We start from the raw sequence: 15198 nt of genomic DNA on the forward strand, positions 1-15198 counted from the left end.
CCATACACGAACGGCGCCCCCGGCCTCCGCGAGGAGGGGACGGGGGCGCCGGACGGGTACAGGCGTCGATCACACGTCGAAGTACAGCTCGAACTCGTGCGGGTGCGGGCGCAGCTGGAGCGGGGCGATCTCGTTCGTGCGCTTGTAGTCGATCCACGTCTCGATCAGGTCCGGCGTGAAGACGTCGCCCTGGAGCAGGAACTCGTGGTCGGCCTCCAGGCGGTCCAGGACCGCGCCGAGGGAGGTCGGGACCTGGGCCACGCCGGCGTGCTCCTCGGGAGCCAGCTCGTAGAGGTCCTTGTCGATCGGCTCGGCCGGCTCGATCTTGTTCTTGATGCCGTCCAGGCCCGCGAGGAGCAGGGCCGAGAAGGCCAGGTACGGGTTGCCGGAGGAGTCCGGGGCGCGGAACTCGACGCGCTTGGCCTTCGGGTTCGAGCCGGTGATCGGGATGCGCATCGCGGCGGAGCGGTTGCGCTGCGAGTACACCAGGTTGATCGGCGCCTCGAAGCCCGGGACCAGGCGGTGGTAGGAGTTCACCGTCGGGTTGGTGAAGGCCAGCAGCGACGGGGCGTGGCGCAGGATGCCGCCGATGTAGTAGCGGGCGGTGTCCGAGAGGCCGGCGTAGCCCTGCTCGTCGTAGAAGAGCGGCTCGCCGCCCGACCACAGCGACTGGTGCACGTGCATGCCCGAGCCGTTGTCACCGAAGATCGGCTTCGGCATGAAGGTCGCCGTCTTGCCGTTCTTCCAGGCCACGTTCTTCACGATGTACTTGAAGAGCTGGAGGTCGTCCGCGGCGGCGAGCAGCGTGTTGAACTTGTAGTTGATCTCGGCCTGGCCGGCGGTGCCCACCTCGTGGTGCTGGCGCTCGACCTTCAGACCGGACCGGTCCAGCTCCAGGGAGATCTCGGCGCGCAGGTCGGCGAAGTGGTCGACCGGCGGGACCGGGAAGTAACCGCCCTTGTAGCGGACCTTGTAGCCGCGGTTGTCCTCGACCGCACCGGTGTTCCAGGCGCCGGCCTCGGAGTCGATGTGGTAGAAGGACTCGTTCTCGCGGGTGGCGAAGCGGACGGAGTCGAAGACGTAGAACTCGGCCTCCGGGCCGAAGAACGCCGTGTCGGCGATGCCGGTGGAGGCCAGGTAGGCCTCGGCCTTCTTCGCCACGTTCCGCGGGTCGCGGGAGTACTGCTCGCCCGTGATCGGGTCGTGGATGAAGAAGTTGATGTTGAGGGTCTTGTCCCGGCGGAACGGGTCGATGCGCGCGGTGGACAGGTCGGGGCGCAGGGACATGTCCGACTCGTGGATGGCCTGGAAGCCGCGGATCGAGGATCCGTCGAAGGCCTGCTCGTCGTCGGGGTCGAACGCCTCGGCGGGCAACGTGAAGTGCTGCATGACGCCCGGCAGGTCGCAGAAGCGGACGTCGACGAACTTGACGTCCTCGTCCGCGATGAACTTCTTGGCGTCGTCGGCGTTCTGGAACATCCAGCTCCTCCTACTCCCGACCGTCCCGCCGGGGTGGTAGATCGTTCGTGCGGCCAGTGCGGGTGGCACACGTTTCCTCGACCCTAGGGACGGGTGATTTCTCTGGCGTGACCCGTTTGTTTCGCAGAAGTTAACCGGTCCCCGCCCCAGCCTAGGCCCGATCGGGGACCGTCACACCCCGCCGTCCCCGGGACGTATACGGGCGCAGTACCGTGGTCGGGTGGACAACAGGCAAGCAATCGGATCGTGGCTTTCCGGGCCGCGCGCGGCCATCGAGGGGGCCGGCGCCGACCTCGGGTACCGCGGGGAGCAGCTCGGGCTGCCCGAGGACGGACCGGGCTCGATCGCCCGTCCGGGCAGGCGCATCGCCGCCGTGGCCGTCGACTGGGCCCTGTGCCTCCTGATCGCATACGGCCTGATCACGGACGGCTACGGCCAGGCGACCGGCAACTGGGCCCTGGTGATCTTCTTCGTACTCAGCGTGCTGACGGTCGGCACGGTCGGCTTCACGCCGGGCAAGCGCCTGCTCGGCCTGCGCGTGGTGGACCTGGCCACCGGCCGCCCCAGCCCCCTGCGCGCCCTGCTGCGCTCGGTCCTGCTCTGCCTCGCCCTGCCGGCCCTGATCTGGGACCGCGACGGGCGCGGCCTGCACGACCGGCTGGCGCGCACGGTGGAGGTACGGATCTGATCCGTCCGTGCGGTCACGGGGCCGGGGGCCCCGGGCGTACGGGGTGACGGCGGCGCATACGAGGACGGCGACGGGGGCGTCCGGGACGACGGTGGTCCCGGACGCCCCCGTCGCCGTACCGGGTCCGGCGTTCGAAGTGCTGGTGCTGGTGCTGGTGCTGGTGCTGGTGCGGTCAGCGCTGCCTGGGGTTGCCGCCCCGCGGCATGCGCATCCCCTTGGGCATCGGGCCCTTGGGCAGCGGCATGTTGCTCATCAGGTCGCCGAGGGCACGCAGCCGGTCGTTGGTCACGGTGACCTGCGGTCCCGACAGCACGCGGGGGAGCTTGAGCATGGTCGTGCGCAGCTTCTTCAGCTCGACCTGGCCCTCGCCGGTGCCCACGACCAGGTCGTGCACGGGTACGTCGGAGACGATGCGGTTCATCTTCTTCTTCTCGGCCGCGAGCAGGGACTTCACCCGGTTCGGGTTGCCCTCCGCGACGAGCACAATGCCGGCCTTGCCGACCGCGCGGTGCACCACGTCCTGGCTGCGGTTCATCGCCACCGCCGGGGTCGTCGTCCAGCCCCGGCCGATGTTGTCCAGTACGGCCGCTGCCGCGCCCGGCTGTCCCTCCATCTGGCCGAAGGCCGCCCGCTCGGCCCGGCGTCCGAAGACGATCGCCATCGCGAGGAAGGCGAGCAGCACGCCCAGAATGCCGAGATAGATGGGGTGACCGATCAAGAAACCGATCGCGAGGAGGACACCGAAGACGACGATGCCGACACCCGCGAGTACAAGACCGATCTTCTTGTCGGCCTTGCGGGTCATCTTGTAGGTCAGAGCGATCTGCTTCAGTCGCCCGGGATTCGCAGCGTCCGCTGCAGGTTCCTTCCTCGCCATGGCACGAAGTCTACGTGCCCCCGAAAGCGCCGACGACGGCAGTGCCCGGGCGCGGGGAGGGCGGGAGTGCGGGAGCGGGTCAGGGGCGGCCGGTGGCGGACTGGCCCAGGACGCGCTCCGTCTCGATCCGGTCCTTGGCGCGGCGGCGGTCCTCCAGGACCGAGGTCCAGGCATTGCGCCGTGCGGTGCGCTGGCCGCCGCTCATCAGCAGCGACTCGACGGCCCGCAGTGCGGTGCCGAAGGACGGGATGGCGGTGGCGCGGACGGTGGCGGTGCGGGCGGGTGCGGCCTGCATCGTGGAGGTCCCCCCTCGGTACGGCTCCGGGTACGGAGACGGGTGTACGTGGTGGAGTACGTGCTGTGATTCCAGGGTCACTGATTGGTGTTACCAGGGCGTGACCCACCGGTCAAACGGACATGAAGCCGTGCTGCCGGGCCGCGGAACGGGCCCGCGGCCCCGACCGGTGCCCTCAGCTGCGAGGACGGTCGGGGCCGCGGGGGACCGGTCACTACTGGCCGGTAGTGTCTTGTGCGTGAATTCACACGGTGGACTCTGACGGTGGAGTTCACACGGCGGACGGCGCGGTCGGCGCCGGGGTGCGGCGCTGCTCCATCGCCATCCCGTAGAGCCGGCCGGCGCGGTACGAGGAGCGCACCAGCGGACCCGACATCACACCGGAGAAGCCGATCTGCTCGGCCTCCTCCTTCAGCTCCACGAACTCCTGCGGCTTCACCCAGCGCTCCACGGGGTGGTGGCGCACGGACGGACGCAGGTACTGCGTGATGGTGATCAGCTCGCAGCCGGCCCCGTGCAGCTGCCGCAGCGCCTCGCTGATCTCCTCACGGGTCTCGCCCATGCCCAGGATCAGGTTGGACTTGGTGACCAGACCGTAGTCGCGGGCGTCGGTGATGACCTTCAGCGAGCGGTCGTAACGGAAGCCGGGACGGATGCGCTTGAAGATCCGCGGGACCGTCTCGACGTTGTGCGCGAAGACCTCGGGGCGGGAGTCGAAGACCTCCCGGAGCAGCTCCGGCACGGCGTTGAAGTCGGGGGCCAGCAGTTCGACCTTGGTGCGGCCGGCCTCGCGCTCGGCGGTCTGCTGGTGGATCTGGCGCACCGTCTCCGCGTACAGCCAGGCGCCGCCGTCGGGGAGGTCGTCGCGGGCGACGCCGGTGATGGTGGCGTAGTTCAGGTCCATCGTGACCACGGACTCGCCGACGCGGCGCGGCTCGTCCCGGTCGAGCGCCTCGGGCCTGCCCGTGTCGATCTGGCAGAAGTCGCAGCGCCGGGTGCACTGGTCGCCGCCGATGAGGAAGGTCGCCTCGCGGTCCTCCCAGCACTCGTAGATGTTGGGACAGCCGGCTTCCTGGCAGACCGTGTGCAGGCCCTCGCTCTTCACGAGGTTCTGCATCTTGGTGTATTCGGGGCCCATTTTCGCCCGGGTCTTGATCCACTCGGGCTTGCGCTCGATGGGGGTCTGGCTGTTGCGGACCTCCAGGCGCAGCATCTTGCGTCCGTCGGGTGCGACTGCGGACACGACCGGCTCCCTAACGTTTGATTCTTCGGCGCCTTCAAGCGTACGCCCGTTGATTTGAATGCCCGGCGAGGGTGCGGGCCTCTGGGGGCTGCCGCCCCCAGACCCCCGCTGTCGCACTGAACGGCCTCGTCCTGAAACGCCGGACGGGCTGGATCTATGCCCATCGGGCTGGAATCAGGCAGGGGCCTTCTCGACGACCCTCGGCTTCGGTTCCGCGTTCTCCAGGACGTCGCGGAGGTGGCGTTCGGCGACCGGGAGGACCTCCTCGATGGTCACGTCGCGGCCGAGTTCGTTCGCCAGGGAGGCCACGCCCGCGTCGCGGATGCCGCACGGGATGATCCTGTCGAACCACTTGTTGTCGGGGTTCACGTTCAGGGCGAAGCCGTGCATCGTGACGCCCTTGGCGACCCGGATGCCGATCGCGGCGATCTTGCGGTCCTCGCGGCGCTGGCCCGCGTTGGACGGGGCGTATTCGGGGCCGTCGAGCCGGGGGTCGAACTCGTCGTCGGTCAGTCGCGGGTCGAAGTCCAGCGAGAGCCCGCCCAGGGCCGGGCGCCGCTCCACCGGGTCGCCGAGGACCCAGACGCCGCTGCGGCCCTCGACCCGGGTGGTCTCCAGGCCGAACTCCGCGCAGGTGCGGATCAGGGCCTCCTCCAGGCGGCGGACGTGGGCCACCACGTCGACCGGGCGCGGGAGCTTCTGGATCGGGTAGCCGACCAGCTGGCCGGGGCCGTGCCAGGTGATCTTGCCGCCGCGGTCGACGTCGACGACCGGCGTGCCGTCCAGGGGGCGTTCGCTGTCCTGGGTGCGCCGGCCGGCGGTGTAGACCGGGGGGTGTTCGAGGAGCAGCACGGTGTCGGGGACCTCGTCGGCGAACCGCGCGGCGTGCACGCGGCGCTGTTCGTCCCAGGCCTCCTGGTACTCGACGCGTTCGGCACCGAACCCCATCCGGACGAAGCGCAGCTCACTCACGGCACGTGCCTCCCTGCAAGGTCGTAAGGCACGAAGCGTGCCCACGCCACTGTACGACCGCCGGCTCGTCGTCAGCCGAGCGGGCATTTCTCATCCGATCGGATGAATGCGGGGTGAATTGTGCGATCGGGTGCTTACTCTCCGCTACATTCGCGCCGTTCACCAGGCCGTAAGGGCTGTTCACAGGCGCTCCGGGCGGTCGAACGCCCGGAAGGCAGGAGACCGCACCGCACCATGACGGAACGACCCGCGCAGCGCACCCCCAACCGCCAGCTCGCCGCACTCATCGCCGAAGCGGGGTTCTCCAACGCGGGTCTCGCGCGTCGCGTCGACCAGCTCGGACTCGAACACGGCCTGGACCTCAGATATGACAAGACGTCCGTCACCCGGTGGCTGCGCGGCCAGCAGCCCCGCGGCACCACCCCGGCCCTGATCGCCGAGGTCTTCACCCGGCGCCTGGGCCGCCGCCTGACCGCCCAGGACCTCGGCCTGGACGCCTGCGCGCCCGTCTACGCGGGGCTGGAGTTCGCCGGCAGCCCGGAGGAGGCCGTGGACATCGTGGGCGGGCTGTGGCGCAAGGACTCCGGCAGCCACGCCGAACTGCGGAAGATCGCCTTCACCCCGGCCGGCCTCGTCGTGCCCAGCCGCGACTGGCTGATCGGCCGAGCCGACGAGAAGGTCGCCCGCACCGAGGTGCCCGTCCGCATTCCCGCGCAGGGCCGCCCGGCGACGCCCCGCACCTCCCTCCCGCCCGGCCCGTCCCGGCGCCGGCCCCCGGCCGAACGCGGCCCCGGCCAGCGGGTCACCGGCGGCGACCTCGCCGCGCTGCGCTCGGTCGGCGAGCTGTTCCGCACCCTGGACGACCGCTACGGCGGCGGGCACGCCCGGCAGGCCCTGGTGCGCTACCTGGAGCACGAGGTGGAGCCGATGCTGCGCGGCACCTACGGCGAGCAGGCCGGCCGCCGCCTGTTCGCCGCCGCCGCCGACCTGACCCGGCTCGCGGGCTGGACCTCGTACGACATCGCCGCGCACGGCCTCGCCCAGCGCTACTTCGTCCAGGCGCTGCGGCTGTCGCAGGCGGCGGCGGACCGGTCGTACGGCTCCTATGTGCTGGTCACGATGAGCCGGCAGGCCGTCTACCTGGGACACGGGCGCGAGGCCGTGCAACTGGCGCGGGTGGCGCAGCAGGGCGTCGGGACCTCCGCGCCCCCGGTCGTGCAGACCCTGCTGCACGCCGCCGAGGCGCGGGCGCACGGCCTGCTCGGCGAGGTGCGGGCCTGCACCGCCGCCCTGGTCCGCGCCGAGCGGTCGCTGGGGGCGGCCCGGCCCGGCGACGAGGTGCCGCACTGGGCGCGCTTCTTCGACGAGGCCCAGCTCGCCGACGAGTTCGGGCACTGCCACCGCGACCTGCAGCAGTTCCGCGCCGCCGCCCAGCACGCGGAACGCTCGCTGCAACTGCGCGCACCCGCGTACGCCCGCAGCCGGCTGTTCTGCCGGGTGGTCCTCGCCACCGCCCGGCTCGGCCTCGGCGAACTCGACCAGGCCTGCCAGCTGGGCGCCGAGGCGGCCGGACAGGCGGCCGAGATGCGCTCGGTACGGGCTGCGGAGTACGTCCGCGACTTCGAGCGGCGCCTGGAGCCCTACCGGGACGCCGCCCCGGTGCGGGGGTACCGGGACAAGGTGGCCGCGCTGGGGTAGCGGCGCCGGCCCCTCGGTCCTCGCGCCTTCTCCTCGTCCCTCTGCGCCCCTGCGCCCCTGCGCCCCTGCGCGTCGCGCGGCCTCCCTCCGTGTCCGGCTGCCCCGCCCGTGTCCGTGCCCGGGCGGGGCGGATGTCACTGGCGGCTGGGCGGGAGGGCGGGAGGGCGGGCAGGTCGGCGTCGGTAAACTGGGCGTTCGGCACCGGACGAGGGGCGGCGGGCGTGGACTACGGTGACAAGCTCTTCTGGCTCTCGGTCCTGATCCAGCGGAGGTACGCGCAGATCTGCGCCGAGTACGACCTGACCTCCTTGCAGGCCACGCTGCTGTGTGCGATCAAGGACGAGCCGCGGCGGATGGCGTACCTCGCCGCCTCGCTCGGCATGACCAAGAACGCGCTGAGCCAGCTCGTCGATCGCACCGAGCGGCGCCACCTGGTCAGCCGGGCGAGTTCGGAGCAGGACCGGCGGGTCATCATGCTCAGCGTGACGCCCGCGGGGAAGGTGCTCGCCGAGGCGGTGTTCGCCGAGACCACCAAGCGCCTGCCCGACATCGCGGAGAACCTCGGCGCCGACGACCGGCGCGACCTCGAACGCCTGGCCACCGCCGTCGTGGACGCTTCGGGCGTCTCGGCGGTCACCTCTTCCTGACGTACCACGCAGTCCTCCCGGGCATCCCGGCACCCTCGTGCCTCGCTTCAGTTCATGCCGTGAACTAGTATGGTTCATGCCGTGAACCAATCGGGGTTCACGCCATGCCCCAGCGAGAGGTGACGACATGGTCACGCGGGAAAACGGTGCCATCGCGGTCTTCGGTGCGACGGGACAGCAGGGCGGGGCGGTCGTCGACGCGCTCCTGGCCCGGGGAGCGCGAGTGCGGGCCCTCGTCCGCACCCCCGCGTCCGATCGGGCGCAGGCGCTGGCCGCCCGAGGCGTCGAGCCGGCGACCGTCCGGATCGACGCCTCGGCGTCGACGGTGGCCGCGCTGGAGGGGGTTGCCGCGTTCTACTTCATGACCCCGGAGGCGAACAGCCTCGAGGAGGTCGAGGAGGAGGTCCGAGTGGGCACCGCCCTCGTCGACGCGGCGGCCGCGGCGCGCGTGCCGCACGTCGTGTTCAACTCGGTCTTCGGAGCGGATCGCGAAACGGGCGTGCCCCACCACGACTCGAAGCACCGGATCGAGGAGTACCTGAGGCTTTCCGGCCTGAGGGCCACGATGGTTCGCCCGACCGCCTTCATGGAGAACTTCGCGACCGTGATGGCGCCGAGCCTGGAGGACGGAACGATCGTCGTGAGGCTGCCGCTGCCGGACGACATCGCCCTGAAGATGATCTCGATCAAGGACATCGGCCAGGTCGCCGCCGCGATCCTGCTCGGCGCCGCCGACGTGCCCGGCGGAGCCGTCGACGTCGTCGGCGACGAGCCGACGGGCCCCCGGATCGCCGCCGCGTTCGGCGAGCGCGCCGGGCTGCCGTCACGCTACGAGGCCCTGCCGCTGAGCGTCCTCGGCAACGACCTCGACAAGGCGATGTTCCGCGAGTTCGCCAAGCCGTCCGCCCCGTCGGACCTCGCGGCAGTGAAGGCGATCGAGCCGACCGTCCGGGACCTGGCCGAGTGGATCCGCTCCACCGGCTGGACCGCGCCCGCGGACCGGGTCCGCGGGCGCGGTCCACAGAGTGGAACCTGACCGCGGACGAGCCGGGACGGCACACCTAGGGGGCGTCGTTTGGATCTTGCCGGGGTCGCGGGCCCGGTAAGCGCATCTGCGGCGTGGTCGTCGGTTGCCAGGGCTCCGCCCTGTCGCCCTCCTCCGCCTTGCAGTTGCACGCACCAGACCCCGCTCGGGCCGGCAACAAGGCGCCTTGGCCTGGAACCGACCAGATCCAAACGACGCCCCCTAGGCCGCGCTGGCCGTCGCCACCCGTTCCGCCGTGTGCATCGAGCGGCCCGCGCCCAGGTCCGTGAGGATCGCCGCCGCGGCGCGCAGGCCCGAGTGCAGGGCGCCCTGGGGCGTGCTGGTGTCCCGGTGGTCGCCGCACACGTACAGGCCGGCCAGCAGCCGTACCTGCCTGCGCAGGTCGTGCGGCGGCCGCATGGCCGGGACCGCCTCCGGCGTGTGCCGAACCGCCAGGGTCTCCCAGCGGCCGGTCGGGGTGCCGTAGAGGCGGGAGAGGTGGATGCGTACGGCGGTGTCGACGTCGGACGGGCAGGGGCCGAGGACCGTCGACGAGACGAGGGCGCGGCCGGCGGGGGCCCTGGACGGGTCCACGTGGCTGACCACCGCCGTGTGGGCGACCGGGCCGCCCCGGTCCGCGTCCAGCAGCAGGGACGCGCCGGTCGCCGGCGGCTCGTCGGTCGTGTGGTGGAGCACCGTCACCGGGTGGAAGTCGGGTACCCGCAGCCCGGGCAGCAGCTCGGCCGCCGCACGGGCGTCGGTGGCCACCAGGACGGCCCGGCAGCGGATGACGCCGTGCTCGGCGGTGGTCACGGAATTGGTCGCGACCGAGGTGACCCGCACACCGGTGTGCACGGTGCCCGGCGGCAGGTTCCGCGCCAACTGCTCGGGCAGGGACTCCGCGCCCCCCTCGGGCAGGGCGAGCCGCCCGCCGGCGAACGCCCGCAGCGCGAGGTCCGCGCACCGGCTGGAGGTGGTGAGGTCCGGGTCGCACAGCAGGGCGGCGAGCAGCGGACGCAGGAAGCCGTCGATCGTGCGGGCCGGCAGCCCGCGGGCCGCCAGTGCCTGGGCCGCGGGCAACTCCGGCCGGGCCAGCAGCCGTTCGACCGGCGTGCTCGCGTGGCGCGACAGCGCGGCACCGAGCCTGGCCTGGTCGACGGCGGTGCCGAGCGGGGCACCGGCGCGGGTGCGGTGCGGGGCGGCGGGCCTTCCGGACGCGCCGAGCGCGGTGATCGTACGCCGGGGCGCGGGTATCGAGCGGGGGGCGCTCGCCAGGGCGCGCACGGCATGGAGTGCGCTCCTTGCGCTCCGTACGCCCGCCTGGGCGCCCGCGCGATGGTGGCGGCCCTCGCTGTGCAGCAGGACACCGGGGGCGAACGGCAGCAGCGCGAGGCCGTCGAGCCCGGGGGTGCGGCGCAGTTCGGGATACGCCGTGGACAGCAGCTGTCCGATTCTGTCGAGCCGGAAGCCGTCGACCTTCTCGGTGGCCATCCGGCCGCCCACCGTGTGGGCGGCCTCCAGGACCGTGGTCGTCACTCCTGCGCCGGTCAGCCGCCCGGCCGCGGCGAGTCCGGCTGCCCCGGCCCCCACGACGACGACGTCCGCCTGGTACGCGGGCTCAAGCACGTGCCCCTCCTCGAGGTTGCGCGGCCGCTGGAGACGTCATGCCCCCAACAGCCGTAGGGGATACCCGAGTTCGAGACGAGGTTAGGTCCCGGAGCGGTCAGCGGGAGTCGCACGGAGACAGGGCACGGTCGCACGGCGGTCGCACAGCGGCGCGGAGTGGTCGCGTGTGGTGCTCATGTGGTCGCCGCACGCCCGCCCCAGACGCCCGATCGCCCGACCCAGACGCCCGCTCGCCCGCCCGCTCGTCCGTCCGCGCGACTGAGCCGTGCGGTCCCGGAGCCGGGGCGGCGTCACAGTGCCGCCCGGATCGCGCCGTCGATCTCGGGGAACGCGAAGCGGAAGCCCGACTCCAGCAGACGGGCCGGGAGGACCCGGGCGCTGCCCAGGACGTCGCCCGCCATCTCGCCGAGCACGGCGCGCAGGACCGGCGCCGGGACCGGGAACGGCGTCGGACGGTGCAGCACCCGGCCCATGGCCACCGTGACCGCACGGTTCGTCACCGGCTGCGGGGCGGTCAGGTTGAACGGGCCGGACAGGTCGTCCCGGTCGAGCAGATGCCGGATCGCCGCCACCTCGTCGTGCAGCGCGATGAAGGACCAGTACTGCGACCCGTCGCCCAGCCGTCCGCCGAGCCCCGCCCGGAAGAGCGGGAAGAGCCGGCCCCAGGCCCCGCCCTGCCGCGCGACCACCAGTCCGGTCCGCGGGAAGACCGTGCGCACGCCCGCCTCGCGGGCCGGGGCCGCCGCGGCCTCCCACTCCACGCACAGGGCCGGCAGGAAGCCCTCACCCGCGGGTGCGCTCTCGTCCACCGCGCGGTCGCCGGTCTCGCCGTAGAAGCCCATCGCGCTGCCGTTCACGAAGACCCGCGGCGGCGGGTCCATCGCGGCCACGGCCTCCGCCAGCGCCGTCGTGCCGTGCACCCGGCTGCTGCGGATGCGGGTCTTGTACGCGTCGGTCCACCGGTGGTCGCCCACCCCGGCCCCGGCCAGGTTGACCACGGCGTCGCACCCGGCGAGTCCGGCCGCGTCCACCCGTCCGTTCTCCGGGTCCCACCGGACCTCGTCCGCGCCCCGGGGCGCGTGCCGCACCAGGCGTACCACCTCGTGCCCGTCCGCGGTCAGGGAACGTGTCAGCGCGCCGCCGACGAGACCGGAGGCGCCGGCCACCGCCACGCGGGACCGCCCCCCGCTCCGGCCTCGGTCGTCCCGGCGTCGGTCGTGCAAGCGTCCGTCGTCCATGGGCCCATCCTGCCGGGTGCCCGGAGGAAAACCGCGGACCGGGCCCCGGCCACCGCGTCGTACAGTGATCGTCATGCCCGCCCCGCACATACGTCACGCCAGGTCCGAGGACGAGGAAGCGCTGCGCCTGATCGACCGGGCGACCTGGTCCCCGGTGCACGCCGTCTCGCCGCCGCCGGACCCGGACGCCCCTTTCTTCCGCCCGCACTCGGGCCCCGCCGAGCACCTCGTCGCCGAGCTCGACGGCGCGGTCGTCGGCTACGTCCGCCTCGGCCACCCCACGCCGCTGGCGTCCAACGCCCACGTACGCGCGATCCACGGCCTCGCCGTCGCCGACGCCGCCCGCGGCCACGGCGCCGGACGCGCCCTCGTCCGGGGCGCCGTCGAGGAGGCCCGCCGCCTGGGCGCCCGCCGCCTCACCCTGCGCGTCCTCGGGCCCAACACGGCCGCCCGGGCCCTCTACGAGTCCGAGGGCTTCGTCGTCGAGGGGGTGCAGCCGGAGGAGTTCCTGCTCGACGGCGCGTACGTCGACGACGTGCTGATGGGCCGGTTCACGACGTGACCGGATCGCCCGTGTCCACCGCGCCGGTCGCGTCGGCCGCCTGCCGGGCCGCGTCGGCCACCTCGGCCGCCGTCAGCACGTAGCCGGTCGAGGCGTCGGAGGTGGAGCGGGCGAACACCACGCCGAACACCCGGCCGTCGGTGGTCAGCAGCGGTCCGCCCGAGTTGCCGGGGCGGACCGTGGAGCGGACCGAGTAGATCTCCCGGGTGACGTTCTCGTCGTGGTAGATGTTCTGGCCCCTCGCCTGCACCCGCTGCGCCACCGTCGCCGCCCGCAGGTCCAGGTCGCCGTCCTGCGGATAGCCCGCGACCACCGCCGCGTCGCCGCGCGCCGCGTCCTCGTCGAACCGCAGCACCGGCGCGTCCAGGTCCGGCACGTACAGCACGGCCACGTCCGTGCCCGGGTCGAAGAGCACCACCCGCGCCTCGTACGCCGGCCCCGCCCCGCCGACCCGCACGGTCGGGTCGTCGATGCCGGCCACCACGTGGGCGTTGGTCATCACCCGCTGCGGCGCGTACACGAAGCCGCTGCCCTCCCGGCCCTGGGTGCCCGCGACGCCCTCCACCTTCACCGTGCTCCGCCGGGCCGCGGCGGTGGCCGCCGCGGTGACGCTGTCGCCGGAGGGATCGGGCACCCTCGCCGTCGACTCGTTCTGGAACGGGTTGAAGACCTGCGGGAACCCGGCCTCGGTCAGCGCGGACGTCGCTCCCGAGAACCACGCCGGGGTGGTGTCCGGCATCGCCCGCTGCACGGCGCCCAGCAGCGTCGAGTCCCGGATCGCCGAGGACAGCAGCGAGGAGGAGGACGCCGTCAGCACGCTCCCCGCCACCCACGCCACGATCAGCGCCGCCGCCGCGTTCGCCACCGCCCCGCCGACGCCGTCGGCCACCCGCAGCGGACCGGCGTCCAGCTCCCGGCGCAGCCGCAGGGCGAGCCGCCCCGCCAGCTCGTGGCCCACCATCGCCGGCAGCAGCACGGTGACCACGGCGGTCACCGTCGCCGCCGTCGAGCCCGCGGCCACCAGGTCCGTCACCCACGGCAGGACCCACACGCCGAGCGCCGCGCCGCCCACGAAGCCGGCCAGCGAGACACAGCCGGCCACCAGACCGCGCAGGTAACCGGACGCGGCGTAGCCCAGCACCACCAGCGCCAGCAGGATGTCGAGCAGGTCCACGCGAGCCGCCTTTCCACCGGACCCCGGAGCCATCAGTACGTGCCGTCACGCCCGGGTGATCAGCCAGGCACGCCGGCCGTCCGAAAACGGCCACCGCGCGAACGAGTGCGGTCAACGGTGAAACGCCGTGTACCAGGACGATGGTTCCCCCGGGTGGCACAGCGCACATCGCGGACAGGGCGGATCCGTCGGACAGTGGGACCATGCCTGTCCTCCGAGGACCGCGCGGGGTCCGCAAGCGGCGTGCCGCCCGGATACCCGGCGCCGCCCGTCCGCCGGCCGCGGTGCGGGCGCTGCTCGGCGCCCTGCCCGGGCTGGCCGCCGTCGCCGCGCTGTTCCTGTGCGCGCACGGCGTGGAGCAGGCGGCCGCCACCGAGGACCAGCCGTCCTCCGCCGAGCGGTACGCCGCCCCCCGGCCCGACATCGTGCCCCGGTCGGTCTGGCTGGGCGACGCCGCCCGCGCCCAGCCCGCCCCGCGCTACGACGACAAGGTCGTCGCCGTCTTCGTCCACCACACGGACACGCCGAACGGTTACGACTGCGCCGACGTGCCGGCCATCCTCCGCGGCGTGTACCAGGGCCAGACCGGCGCCCGGGACTGGGACGACATCGGCTACAACTTCGTCGTCGACCGCTGCGGCACCGTCTACGAGGGCCGCGCCGGCGGCATTGACCGCCCCGTCACCGGCGCCCACACCCAGGGCTTCAACCACCGCAGCACCGGCATCGCTGCCCTCGGCACCTACACCGCGGGCGTGCCCGTGCCCGAGGAGCTGACCGACGCGATCGCCGCCGTGGCCGCCTGGAAACTGGGCGGGACCGGCACCGACCCGCGCGCCGAGGTCGCCCTGGTCTCCAGCAACGGCCTCAGCCGGTTCGCCGCCGGCGCCACCGCCACCCTGCCCGCCGTCGCGGGCCACGACGACGGATACGCGACGGACTGCCCGGGCGCCGCCCTCGCCGCCCGCCTCGGGGACGTCAGAGAGGCGGCGGCCCTGCTCCAGGGCCGCACCGGCTGAAGCACGGACACGGGCACGGGCACGGGGACGCGCGCGGGGACGGCCGCGGCGCCCACTCGGCGCTCCGGCACGGGCGGGGAAGGGCCGGCTCACTCCGGTCCGAACCGCTCCCACAGGCGGGGCAGGCGCCCGGCGAGGGCCCGGTCGTCCTCCAGGTCGACCGGCGTGCCCAGCGGCTCGGCCGGCGCGGGCGCGATCCCGAGGTCCGGGGCGACGGTGCCGGTGAGCTGCTCGTACGCCTCGTCGGCGGCGTAGCCCAGCTCCTCGCCGTCGCCGTCCAGCTCCTCGTCGAAGTCGTCCAGCAGCCCGGCGAGCGAGTCGGGCTCGTGGACGGCGCCCTCGTACACCTCGCGGCCCTGGCCGATCAGCCAGCAGCGGAAGAAGTCGAAGGCGTCGTCGCTCGCCCCGCCGAGCAGGATCCACGCGGCGGCCCACAGGTCCCAGGTGCAGGCGCGGTTGTACCGGGCCTCGAAGTGCCGGGCGAAGTCGAGCACCAGGTCCGGGTCCATGCCGAGCAGCCGCTCCACGAGCAGGTCGGCCTGGTCCTCGGGATCGCCGTCGGCGCCCTGCCGGGCGGCGTCGATCAGCTCCCAGAACTCCGTCTCGTCCATCACGGATCCAGCATCGTCCCTGGGCGCGGGCGACGCACGTGGAGT

Annotated in this window: 15 protein-coding genes; 6 read left to right on the plus strand and 9 right to left on the minus strand. The window is 73.1% G+C overall.

The window, feature by feature from the left end; translation table 11 throughout:
- Positions 1-69: 69 nt before the first annotated feature.
- Positions 70-1479: a type I glutamate--ammonia ligase gene (gene glnA, locus IG94_RS0103235; RefSeq protein WP_031030661.1), complete on the minus strand. Its 1410-nt coding sequence runs from the start codon at positions 1477-1479 to the stop codon at positions 70-72.
- 220 nt (positions 1480-1699) lie between these two features.
- Here glnA and IG94_RS0103240 point away from each other — a divergent pair, with 220 nt between their 5' ends.
- Entirely contained in the window at positions 1700-2167 is a 468-nt protein-coding gene (locus IG94_RS0103240) for an RDD family protein (protein WP_031030662.1), read from the plus strand.
- Positions 2168-2339: 172 nt separating this feature from the next.
- Here the strand turns inward: IG94_RS0103240 and IG94_RS0103245 are convergent, their stop codons facing one another.
- The 4 genes from IG94_RS0103245 to lipB form a co-directional block, all read right to left on the minus strand.
- On the minus strand, positions 2340-3044 hold the full coding sequence (locus IG94_RS0103245) for a DUF4191 domain-containing protein (protein WP_031030665.1): 705 nt from the start codon (positions 3042-3044) through the stop codon (positions 2340-2342).
- Between the two features lie 79 nt (positions 3045-3123).
- On the minus strand, positions 3124-3339 hold the full coding sequence (locus IG94_RS0103250) for an SCO2195 family GlnR-regulated protein (RefSeq protein WP_031030668.1): 216 nt from the start codon (positions 3337-3339) through the stop codon (positions 3124-3126).
- Positions 3340-3610: 271 nt separating this feature from the next.
- Positions 3611-4582 (minus strand): lipoyl synthase, encoded by a 972-nt coding sequence (lipA, locus tag IG94_RS0103255; protein WP_031030672.1) that lies wholly within the window; start codon positions 4580-4582, stop codon positions 3611-3613.
- Positions 4583-4756: 174 nt separating this feature from the next.
- Positions 4757-5554 carry a lipoyl(octanoyl) transferase LipB gene (gene lipB, locus IG94_RS0103260; RefSeq protein WP_031030676.1) on the minus strand — a complete coding sequence of 266 codons (798 nt, stop codon included), beginning with the start codon at positions 5552-5554 and terminating at the stop codon, positions 4757-4759.
- Between the two features lie 234 nt (positions 5555-5788).
- Between lipB and IG94_RS0103265 the strand changes: the two genes are divergently transcribed.
- From IG94_RS0103265 to IG94_RS0103275, 3 genes are all read left to right on the plus strand, one after another.
- Positions 5789-7252, plus strand: coding sequence for an NsdA family TPR-like regulatory protein (locus IG94_RS0103265; RefSeq protein WP_031030679.1), 1464 nt, complete (start codon positions 5789-5791; stop codon positions 7250-7252).
- Between the two features lie 221 nt (positions 7253-7473).
- On the plus strand, positions 7474-7899 hold the full coding sequence (locus tag IG94_RS0103270; RefSeq protein ID WP_031030682.1) for a MarR family winged helix-turn-helix transcriptional regulator: 426 nt from the start codon (positions 7474-7476) through the stop codon (positions 7897-7899).
- Between the two features lie 127 nt (positions 7900-8026).
- Positions 8027-8935 carry an NmrA/HSCARG family protein gene (locus IG94_RS0103275; protein WP_031030685.1) on the plus strand — a complete coding sequence of 303 codons (909 nt, stop codon included), beginning with the start codon at positions 8027-8029 and terminating at the stop codon, positions 8933-8935.
- Positions 8936-9145: 210 nt separating this feature from the next.
- Here IG94_RS0103275 and IG94_RS0103280 read toward each other — a convergent pair whose 3' ends face one another.
- Both IG94_RS0103280 and IG94_RS0103285 read right to left on the minus strand, forming a co-directional pair.
- Complete coding sequence (locus IG94_RS0103280; protein WP_031030687.1) at positions 9146-10549, minus strand: NAD(P)/FAD-dependent oxidoreductase; 1404 nt, start codon at positions 10547-10549, stop codon at positions 9146-9148.
- Between the two features lie 290 nt (positions 10550-10839).
- Positions 10840-11787, minus strand: coding sequence for a TIGR01777 family oxidoreductase (locus IG94_RS0103285; protein WP_052410544.1), 948 nt, complete (start codon positions 11785-11787; stop codon positions 10840-10842).
- A gap of 73 nt (positions 11788-11860) precedes the next feature.
- Here IG94_RS0103285 and IG94_RS0103290 point away from each other — a divergent pair, with 73 nt between their 5' ends.
- On the plus strand, positions 11861-12349 hold the full coding sequence (locus IG94_RS0103290) for a GNAT family N-acetyltransferase (protein ID WP_031030692.1): 489 nt from the start codon (positions 11861-11863) through the stop codon (positions 12347-12349).
- Here the strand turns inward: IG94_RS0103290 and IG94_RS0103295 are convergent.
- Positions 12339-13523 (minus strand): MarP family serine protease, encoded by a 1185-nt coding sequence (locus tag IG94_RS0103295; RefSeq protein ID WP_031030695.1) that lies wholly within the window; start codon positions 13521-13523, stop codon positions 12339-12341. The genes IG94_RS0103290 and IG94_RS0103295 overlap by 11 nt on opposite strands.
- Before the next feature lie 140 nt (positions 13524-13663).
- Between IG94_RS0103295 and IG94_RS0103300 the strand changes: the two genes are divergently transcribed.
- Positions 13664-14542 carry a peptidoglycan recognition protein family protein gene (locus IG94_RS0103300; RefSeq protein WP_052410545.1) on the plus strand — a complete coding sequence of 293 codons (879 nt, stop codon included), beginning with the start codon at positions 13664-13666 and terminating at the stop codon, positions 14540-14542.
- 89 nt (positions 14543-14631) lie between these two features.
- Here the strand turns inward: IG94_RS0103300 and IG94_RS0103305 are convergent, their stop codons facing one another.
- Positions 14632-15153, minus strand: coding sequence for a DUF4240 domain-containing protein (locus IG94_RS0103305; protein WP_031030702.1), 522 nt, complete (start codon positions 15151-15153; stop codon positions 14632-14634).
- Positions 15154-15198 lie beyond the last annotated feature (45 nt).

Origin of the sequence: Streptomyces olivaceus, assembly GCF_000721235.1 — a bacterium.
GTDB lineage: Bacteria > Actinomycetota > Actinomycetes > Streptomycetales > Streptomycetaceae > Streptomyces > Streptomyces olivaceus.